This is a genomic window from Microbacterium soli (assembly GCF_039539005.1).
Classification (GTDB): Bacteria; Actinomycetota; Actinomycetes; order Actinomycetales; family Microbacteriaceae; genus Microbacterium; species Microbacterium soli.
The window spans coordinates 1,972,861-1,982,050 of the sequence record NZ_BAABCP010000001.1 but is presented as its reverse complement, the minus strand read 5'-3'; the positions used below and the strand labels follow the sequence as shown (position 1 = coordinate 1,982,050).

The following is a 9,190-nucleotide window of genomic DNA, read 5'->3' as shown; positions in this document are numbered from 1 at the left end:
TTCGGGTTACAGCTCCACGCCCACCAGCACGGGCTCGGGCTGCAGCAGCAGCCCGAACTCGGCGTGTACACGACCCTGGATGAACCGTGCCAGTTCGCTCAGTTCGGCCGCGCTCGCCCCGCCGCGGTTGGTCAGTGCCAGGGCGTGCTTGGTGGAGATGGCGGCACGCGACCGGGGCAGCCGGAATCCCTTGCGGATGCCGGAGTTCTCGATCAGCCATGCGGAGCTGACCTTGACCATCCCGTCCGGGCGCTCGGCGCGAGGGGCCAGCCCGACGTACGAGTCCAGCGGGATGACGGTGACGGTGTCGAGGTCGGGCTCGACCGGCCACCGCGGGCACTCCGGCGGCAGAGTCCGTGCGAAGTGCTCGGAGACGATCGCGTTCTGGAAGAACGACCCGGCGCTGTGCGTGTCGGCGTCGTCCTCGTCCAGCAGCATGCCCTTCGCCGCCCGCGTCTGCAGGATGCGCGAACGCACCCACTCCAGCGGCACCGGCTCGAAGCCCTCCAGTCCCAGTGCGCGCCGCAGCTGGTCCCCGTGGATGACCCGTCCGGCATCGCCCGTGACGGCGAGATCGAGGGTGACCGACACGATGACCGCCCGCCGCTGCGGGGACGCGCCGTAGTGATGCTTGAGCACTGAGGTGCGAAAGCCCAGGCCCAACTCGGCGGCCGGCACGACGACCGGCCCGTCGGATTCCTCGTCGACGAGCTCGACCTCGACGAGGGTCTCCTGGATCTCCTGCCCGTAGGCGCCGACGTTCTGCACGGGGGCGGCGCCGACGGTGCCGGGGATGCCGCTCATCGCCTCGATGCCGGCATAGCCCCGGGCCACCGTGTAAGCGACCAGGTCGTCCCAGCCGTGCCCCGCCTGCACCCGCAGCCGGATGCGTCCCTCGTGCGGCGAGGGGAGCTCCTCCACGCCGGTGCTGAGGATCCGGACCACGGCACCGTCGAACGGCTCATCGCCGACGAACAGGTTCGAACCGCCGCCCAGCACGAACCAGTCCTCGCCTCGAGCCCACACCTCCTGCAGTGCGGCGACCAGCTCAGCGGAGGTGGTCGCGTCCAGCATCCGTGCCGGTGCCGCCCCCGTCCGCAGGGTGGTCAGTTCGCGCAGCGGGATCGCGGGCACCTCGAGCGATGTCATCTCAGCGGGCGATCCGAAGCTGCGCCTTGACGAGCACGGTCGTCTCCGCGGCCTTCACGGTCAGGTCGATGCGGGCCGAGGTCTCGTCCACGGCGCCGACCTTCGCGAGGACGTGCACGTCCGCACCGGACTCCGCATCGACGAGGACGGGCTTGGTGAAGCGCACGCCGTAGTCGATCAGCCGCACATCGGCGGGGAGCGCCGCCAGCGCGACCGAGGAGGCCAGGCCCATCGTCAGCATCCCGTGCGCGAGCACTCCGGGCAGACCGACCGAGACCGCGACGTCGTCGCGGTAGTGGATGGGGTTGAAGTCACCGGATGCGCCGGCGTAGCGCACGAGCGACTCGCGGGTCAGGTGCACGGTGCGCTCGGCGATCACGTCGCCCACGACGAGCTCGGACATCAGGCGTCCTCCCCCTCGTCATCCGAGCCGACCAGCAGCACGCTCGTCGCGGTCACGACGTGCTCGCCCGATGCGTCGGTGATGGTCGCGTCACTCGTGATCATCGCATTGCCGCCGAGGGCGCGGATGCCGGTGACGGCCAGCTGCGCGGTGAGCTCATCGCCCGCGACGATGGGGCGCGAGTAGGTGAAGCGCTGCTCGGCGTGGATGGTGCGCGCCAGCACGATGCCGGAGTCCGGCTCGGCCAGCAGCTGCTGCAGGGTGAGGTCCTGGATGACCATCGCGAAGGTCGGCGGCGCGACCACGTCGGCGTAACCGGCTCTCTGCGCGGCCGCGACATCGGTGTGCTGCGGGGCGTCGGCGAAGACCGCGCGGGCGAACTCGCGCACCTTCTCGCGGCCGACGAGGTAGGGGGCCGTCGGCGGGAACTCCCGGCCGACCAGATCGTTGTTCACGGGCACCCCTCGATCCTATCCGGGCTCGGACGAGGGACCGTCGGTGATCCGTGCCCGCGCGGGTCGAACCGCTCACCGACCGCGCAGTCGGAGGGCCCTCAGCCCCATCTGCACGGCGACCGCCAACAGGTAGGCGGCGAACAGGACGTTGCCGGTGAAGGGGTCGATGAGCGTGGCGAGCCAGGCTCCGAACGCGGTCATCGTGCACGCCGCGACCCCGATGATCAGCGCCCCGGCGATCTCGACGTTGCGGTGCCGGATGTTGCCCACCGTGCCGGAGATCGCCGTGGGGATCATCATCATGAGCGAGGTCCCCTTGGCGACGAGGTCGCTGGTGCCGAAGACGATCATGAGCGCGGGGACGATGACCGCCCCGCCGCCGACGCCGATGAGCCCCGCGATGATCCCGGTGATCAGACCGAGCGTCACAAGCCCCGCCCCGCTGCCCCAGCCGAGGACGAACTCGGCGTCCCTGGAGGGGATGACGATGAACAGGTTCACGATGACGACCACGAGGAAGGCGACGAATCCCCATCGCAGCGCCGCCTGCGAGATCCTCGGCAGCAGGCGGGTTCCGATCTGCGCGCCGATGACGGACGCGGCGGCGAGGACGAGGGCCGCGATCCAGGCCACCGACCCGGACAGGGCGTAGGAGACCACTCCGACGCTCGCCGTCGGCACGATGGCCGCCAGGGACGTGCCGGCCGCCCTGCGCTGATCGAAGCGCAGCATCAGCACCAGCAGCGGGACGATGACCGTTCCCCCGCCGACGCCGAACAACCCTGACAGCAGACCTGCGGTCAGGCCGATGACGACGAACGCGACATAGGCGCGAGGCCCCCGGGTGATCGCCTGGTCCTCATGCACGGGAACCAGACTATCCCGGAAGCCCCGCGCCCTTCGCCGACGGTCACACCTCCTGATCAGCCGTGATCGGGACGGCGATGGTCTCGGTCAGGCGCTGCTCGTAACGGGTCTGCCGCCGCCGCAGCCACAGCGCGCCGAGGATGAGCACCACGAGCACTCCGTACGCCGCCGCGGCGAACGGCTGCATGACCAGTGTGCTGGGATCGCCCTGGCTCAGCTGCAGCGCCTTGCGCATCTCCGCCTCGCCCATCGGCCCGAGGATCATGCCGACCACCAGAGGGGCGACGGGGACCGCGAAGCGGCGCATGAAGTACCCGAGCACGCCGATGATGAGCAGGATGACCACGTCCGCCACGGCGAACCGGATCGCGTACGCCCCGAACGCGGCGAACATGAGGATGCCGGCGTACAGGTACGGACGCGGGATCTGCAGCAGCTTGACCCACATGCCCACCAGCGGCAGGTTCAGCACGATGAGGATGAGGTTGCCCAGGTACAGGCTCGCCACCAGCGCCCACACCAGCGCCGGCTGGTTGGCGAACAGCTGGGGGCCGGGCTGGATGCCGTAGGACTGGAACGCGAACAGGATGATCGCCGCGGTCGCCGTCGTCGGCAGCCCCAGGGTCAGCAGCGGGACGAGCACCCCCGCGGCCGCCGCGTTGTTCGCGGCCTCCGGGCCGGCCACGCCCTCGATCGCGCCACGGCCGAACTCGTCCTTGCGCTTGGAGAGCCTGCGCTCGGCGGCGTAGGAGAGGAAGGTGGCCACGTCCGCGCCGCCCGCGGGGATCGTGCCGATCGGGAACCCGATCGCGGTGCCGCGCAGCCACGGCTTCCATGAGCGCTTCCAGTCGTCCTTCGTCATCCAGCTGCGCCACCCCTTCGTCACGGGGATGACGTCCACGCCGCCGTGTCGGAGCCTCGCCGCGACGTACAGCGTCTCGCCGACCGCGAAGAGGCCGACGGCCACGAGCACGACGCTGATCCCCTCGCCCAGCACCGGCATGCCGAGGGTGTACCGCTGCTGACCCGAGAGAACATCGGTGCCGATGAGCCCGATGAACAGCCCGATCGCGAGCGACAGCACCCCGCGCGAGACCGATCTGCCCATCAGCGCGCCGACGGTGATGAAGGCGACGACGATGAGCGCGAGCTTGTCGGCGGGGCCGAGCGACACCGCGAAGTCCGCCAGGACGGGCGCCAGGAGCGTGAGCCCGACCGTGGCGATGGTGCCCGCGACGAACGAGCCGATGGCGGCCGTCGCGAGCGCCGCGGCGCCACGGCCGAGCTTGGCCATCCTGTTCCCCTCTATGGCCGTGACGATCGATGCCGATTCGCCGGGGGTGTTCAGCAGGATGCTGGTGGTGGATCCGCCGTACATGCCGCCGTAGTAGATGCCCGCGAAGGTGATGATGGCCGCCGTGGCATCCAGCGTGTAGGTCAGCGGCAGCAGAAGTGCGACGGTCATGGCGGGCCCGATGCCCGGCAGCACGCCGACGGCGGTGCCGATGAAGACCCCGACGAACGCCCACAGGAGGTACTGCGGCTGCAATGCGGTCGCGAACCCCTCCAGGAGCAGACTCCAGCTGTCCATCAGAACATCCCTCCCAGCCATCCGAAGACGGGTCCCCAGGGCAGCGACAGCCCGAGCAGTCCGCCGAACACCACCTGCACGGCGAGCGCCACGACCAGTCCGATCACGAAGCCGAGCCACCAGCGCCTGGCACCGAGAGTCCAGGCCACGGCGCCGAACAGCACGGCCGCCGCGGGCGCCCAGCCGAGGGGATCGATCAGCAGCAGGTGCGCGATGAGCGCGCCGACGATCTTCGCGAGCGTGAGCCAGTCGGTGCTCGCGTCCGGGTCGACGTCCTCGCCGTCCTCCGGTTCCGCGCGCTGACCGCGCAGTGCGCCGATGACGACGGCCCCGGCTGTGGCGATCAGCAGCGCCGAGACGGCGATGGGGAACACCCGCGGACCGACCTGGATGCCCACCGGCACGTGGATCCGGAAGGCGCCGATCAGCGCGAGCACGCCGAGGACGAGCATGAGCAGGGCGAAGGCGAGCTCTCCGAGCGGAACCCGCAGGGCGGGCCGAGAGTCCTCGGCCCGCCCGTTCGCCCCTGTGATCGGGGCGGTCATGTCAGATCAGCCCGATGTTCTTGAGCGTGCCGGTCACATCGGAGATGTTCTGCGTGACGAACGCATCCAGCTCGGGGCCGATGAGGAAGGCGTCCGCCCACCCCTTCGTCTTCAACTCCTGCGTCCAGGCGTCCGTGTCGTGCATCTCGGTCATGATGCGCTCGAGCTCGGCACGGTCGGCGTCGGTGATGTCGCCGGGGGCGATCACCCCGCGCCAGTTGGTGAGCACCACGTCGTAGCCCGCCTCGGTGATGGTGGGCACGCCCGGCAGCTGCGGGACCTCCTCCTCGCCGGACACGGCCAGGGCGCGCATGGTGCCGGCCTCGATGTGCTGCTGGAACTCGGCGACTCCGGAGATGCCGGCGGCGACCTTGCCGCCCAGGATCAGCGACACGGCCTCGCCACCGCCGGCGTTGGGCGTGTAGTTCAGCTTCGCGGGGATCTCCGCGCCCTTCAGACCGGCGGCCTCGAGCATGAGTCCGGCGAGGATGTGGTCGGCGCCGCCCGCCGACCCTCCCGTGACCGTGACCTCCTGGCCCCGCTCGACGATGTCCTCGACGAGGCCCTTCAGGTCTTTGTACGGGGAGTCGGCGGGGACGACCACCACGAGCGCCTCGTCGGTGAGACGGGCGATGGGCGTGGTGTCCTCCAGGCGCACCTGGGAGCCGTTGGTCTCGATGGCACCCACCATGACCAGTCCGTCGACCATGAGCGTCGCCGGGTCCTTCACGTTGGCGAGTTGCGCCAGGCCGATCGTGCCGCCCGCGCCGCCCACGTTGGTGACGGGGGCGCTGCCGACGATGTCCTGCTCGGTGAGCACCTTCGCGATGGTCCGGCCGGTCTGATCCCATCCCCCGCCGGGGTCGGCGGGGACGATGACGGAGACATCGGTGAAGGTCGGCTCCGCGTCGCCTGCGGAGGCGGAGCCGTCACCGCCGTCCGCCGCCGTGGAGCATCCGGTCAGGGCGAGAGCGGCTGCCGCCGCGATCGCCATCAGTGCAGTGCGTGATCTCTTCATGCGCTCCTCCTCGAGCGGTGTGGGATGACGCCACGTTAGCCACGCACGCGCCGATCGCTCCGGTTACGAAATCATTGGTCGGGGTTAGGAAAGTATTGGTCGCGGATGCCGTGCTCTGCTCGTTCCGTGCGGCGGCGTCCGGGGAGACAATGAGGTGTGACCTCGACGACGAAGCACATCTCGCCGCAGCCCGGTGACGGCCGGATGACGCTGCGGGTGCAGCTGATCCTGCTGCAGGCGCTCATCGTCGCCGTGGTCACTCTCATCGCCGGTCTGACGGCCGGGATCATCCAGGCGCACACGGTGCGCGACGCCTATGAGGATCGGATGCTCGCGGTCGCGCAGTCGATCGCCTCCATGCCGGTGATCCACGACGCGTTCGACGACGCGGACCCGTCATCGACCATCCAGCCCCTCGCGGAGACGATCCGCAAGGCATCCGACCTCACCTACGTCGTCGTCGCCAACGCCGACGGCATCCGCTACTCGCACCCGCACCCCGAGCGCATCGGGGAGCCGGTGTCCACGGACCCATCGGTGCCGTTGTCCGGCCGGATCTTCATGGGCACCGAGACGGGGACACTGGGCACCTCGTGGCGCGTGAAGGTGCCCATCTTCGACGGCGCCGACGTGATCGGCACCGTGTCGGTCGGCATCCTCGAGTCTCAGGGTGACGGCGAGTTCGCCGCGAATCTCGCCTGGATCATCGGCGCGATGCTCGCCGCCGCCGTGCTGGGGATGCTGGGCTCGGCCTGGGCGACGTCGGTGATCCGGCGCCGGATCCACAGACTGGAACCCCATGAGATCACGGCGCTCGTGCGCAACCAGGAAACCACCTTGCACGGGCTCAGCGAGGGCGTCATCAGCGTGGATGCGCACGGCCGGATCACGCTCGTCAACGATGCCGCCGCACGGCTCCTGGGCCGGGAGCGGGACGAGATCGCCGACGCGGCGGCGGAGGACGTGCTCGGACCGGAGCTCCTGGCGGTGCTGCGGGACGGCGAGGACGCCGGACGTCCGGTGATCGTCGGCGACCGGGTGCTGGTCGCCCGCAGCACCGGTGCCCACGACGGCACGGCATCCGTCGAGGCGACCCTGCTGCTGCGCGATCACACCGAACTGCACGATGTGGTGCGACGGGTCGAGGAGGCGGATGCGATCATCGCGTTCCGTCGTCGCGCGGGACTTCCGAAGGGGCTGAGCGCGGAGACGCTGGAAAGGGTGTCGACGGCGCTGGCCGCGCATCCGGATTCCTCCGCCTCCGAGCTCGGCACTGTGCTGTCCATCTCGCGGGTGAGCGCCCGAAGATACCTGGAGCACCTGGCCAGCACTGGCCGTGCGCTGCGCTCGCTGGACTACTCGACCAGGGGGCGGCCCGGCACGCGGTATCGCGTCACGGAGTCTCTCGTCACCGAGTCCTTGGCGATACCGGGAGCCGCGTCATCTCCCGCTGTGCGAGACTGACTGCCACCGCCCCACACGGCAGAAGCGGGACGAACGATCGAAGGAGATCACATGCTGCACAGCACCTACCCTGACGTCGAGATCCCGAACGCCTCGATCCACGACTTCCTCTTCGGCGGGCTCGACGATCAGACCCTCGAGCGCGTGGCGATCATCGACGGGTCGACGGGCGCCGAGACGACCTACCGTCAGCTCGTCGCCCAGATCGACCTGTTCGCCGGAGCCCTGGCCGCCCGCGGCATCGGAACCGGGGACACGATCGCCGTACTGTGCCCCAACGTGCCCGCGTTCGCCACGGTCTTCCACGGCATCCTCCGGGCGGGGGCGACGGCCACCACGATCAACTCGCTGTACACGCCCGACGAGATCCTGAACCAGCTGCAGGATGCTGAGGCCGAATGGCTCATCACCGTCTCCCCGCTGCTGCCCGGGGCGAAGGCCGCCGCCGCCCGAGCGGGGATGCCCGACGACCACCTGATCGTGCTGGACGGCGCCGAGGGCCACCCGAACCTGCGCGGCCTGCTCGGCGAGGGGCACTCCGCCCCGGAGGTCTCCTTCGACCCGGCGACGCACCTCGCCGTGCTGCCGTACTCGTCGGGCACCACCGGCCGCCCCAAGGGCGTGATGCTCACGCATCGCAACCTCGTCGCCAACGTCGCCCAGGCACGGGCGCTGCTGAGCGTCGGCGCCGAGGACAGGATCCTGGCCGTGCTGCCGTTCTTCCACATCTACGGGATGACGGTGCTGCTGAACTTCGCCCTCATCCAGCGCGCGGGCCTGGTGACGATGCCGAAGTTCGATCTGGTCGAGTTCCTGCGCATCATCCAGGAGCATCGCACGAGCTGGGTGTTCGTCGCCCCGCCGATCGCCGTGGCGCTCGCGAAGCACCCCATCGTGGACGAGTACGACCTCTCCGCCGTGAGGGTCGTCTTCTCCGGCGCCGCTCCGCTGGATGGAGCCCTGGCGTCCGCCGTGCAGAAGCGCCTGGGCTGCGAGGTGGTCCAGGGCTATGGGATGACCGAGACGAGCCCGGCCGTCAACCTCATCCCCGCCGAGCGGCCCGACATCGACAAATCCTCGATCGGGCCGCTGGTGCCCAACACCCAGGCGCGACTGGTGGACCCGGACACGGGGAACGACGTGGAGGTGCCCGAGTCCGGAGCGAGCACTCCCGGCGAGCTGTGGGTGCGCGGCCCGCAGGTGATGGTCGGGTACCTGAAGCGCCCGGATGCCACGGCCGAGATGCTGGATGCCGACGGCTGGCTGCGCACCGGCGACATGGCCACCGTCACCGCCGACGGCATCTTCCGGATCGTGGACCGCCTCAAGGAGCTCATCAAGTACAAGGGCTACCAGGTCGCTCCGGCGATCCTCGAGGCCGTGCTGCTCGAGCATCCGGGGATCGCGGATGCCGCGGTGATCGGCGCGAACGACGCCGACGGCCAGGAGGTTCCGAAGGCCTTCGTGGTGCGGCAGACCGGTGCCGATCTGTCGGCGGACGATGTGATGGAGTTCGTCGCGGCGCATGTCGCCCCGCACGAGAAGGTGCGCATCGTCGAGTTCATCGACGTCATCCCGAAGTCCAGCTCCGGCAAGATCCTCCGCAAGGACCTGCGCGCCAGGCAGCAGGCCTGAGCGCCGTCCGTCTGCGGAGTGCGAGCCTCAGCAGGCGGACCGGACGACGGAGCCCGCCGTCCC

At 70.0% G+C, this 9,190-nt stretch carries 9 protein-coding genes; 2 read left to right on the top strand and 7 right to left on the bottom strand.

Annotation, left to right across the window (positions count from 1 at the left end):
• Window positions 1-6 precede the first annotated feature (6 nt).
• From ABD770_RS09270 to ABD770_RS09240, 7 genes are all read right to left on the bottom strand, one after another.
• Window positions 7-1,149: a UDP-N-acetylmuramate dehydrogenase gene (locus ABD770_RS09270; RefSeq protein WP_344819266.1), complete on the bottom strand. Its 1,143-nt coding sequence runs from the start codon at window positions 1,147-1,149 to the stop codon at window positions 7-9.
• 1 nt (window position 1,150) lies between these two features.
• Complete coding sequence (locus tag ABD770_RS09265; protein WP_344819265.1) at window positions 1,151-1,552, bottom strand: MaoC/PaaZ C-terminal domain-containing protein; 402 nt, start codon at window positions 1,550-1,552, stop codon at window positions 1,151-1,153.
• Window positions 1,552-2,013, bottom strand: coding sequence for an FAS1-like dehydratase domain-containing protein (locus ABD770_RS09260; protein WP_344819264.1), 462 nt, complete (start codon window positions 2,011-2,013; stop codon window positions 1,552-1,554). Before ABD770_RS09260 ends, ABD770_RS09265 begins: the two co-directional genes overlap by 1 nt.
• 66 nt (window positions 2,014-2,079) lie before the next feature.
• A complete protein-coding gene (locus tag ABD770_RS09255; RefSeq protein WP_344819262.1) occupies window positions 2,080-2,874 on the bottom strand; it encodes a sulfite exporter TauE/SafE family protein in 795 nt (264 codons plus the stop codon).
• A 43-nt stretch (window positions 2,875-2,917) separates the two neighbouring features.
• On the bottom strand, window positions 2,918-4,465 hold the full coding sequence (locus ABD770_RS09250) for a tripartite tricarboxylate transporter permease (protein ID WP_344819261.1): 1,548 nt from the start codon (window positions 4,463-4,465) through the stop codon (window positions 2,918-2,920).
• Entirely contained in the window at window positions 4,465-5,010 is a 546-nt protein-coding gene (locus tag ABD770_RS09245) for a tripartite tricarboxylate transporter TctB family protein (protein ID WP_344819260.1), read from the bottom strand. Before ABD770_RS09245 ends, ABD770_RS09250 begins: the two co-directional genes overlap by 1 nt.
• 1 nt (window position 5,011) lies before the next feature.
• Window positions 5,012-6,028 (bottom strand): Bug family tripartite tricarboxylate transporter substrate binding protein, encoded by a 1,017-nt coding sequence (locus tag ABD770_RS09240; RefSeq protein ID WP_344819259.1) that lies wholly within the window; start codon window positions 6,026-6,028, stop codon window positions 5,012-5,014.
• Window positions 6,029-6,184: 156 nt separating this feature from the next.
• Here ABD770_RS09240 and ABD770_RS09235 point away from each other — a divergent pair, with 156 nt between their 5' ends.
• Complete coding sequence (locus tag ABD770_RS09235) at window positions 6,185-7,492, top strand: PAS domain-containing protein (protein WP_344819258.1); 1,308 nt, start codon at window positions 6,185-6,187, stop codon at window positions 7,490-7,492.
• Between the two features lie 51 nt (window positions 7,493-7,543).
• A complete protein-coding gene (locus tag ABD770_RS09230; protein WP_344819257.1) occupies window positions 7,544-9,127 on the top strand; it encodes an AMP-binding protein in 1,584 nt (527 codons plus the stop codon).
• The last annotated feature ends 63 nt before the right edge of the window (window positions 9,128-9,190 follow it).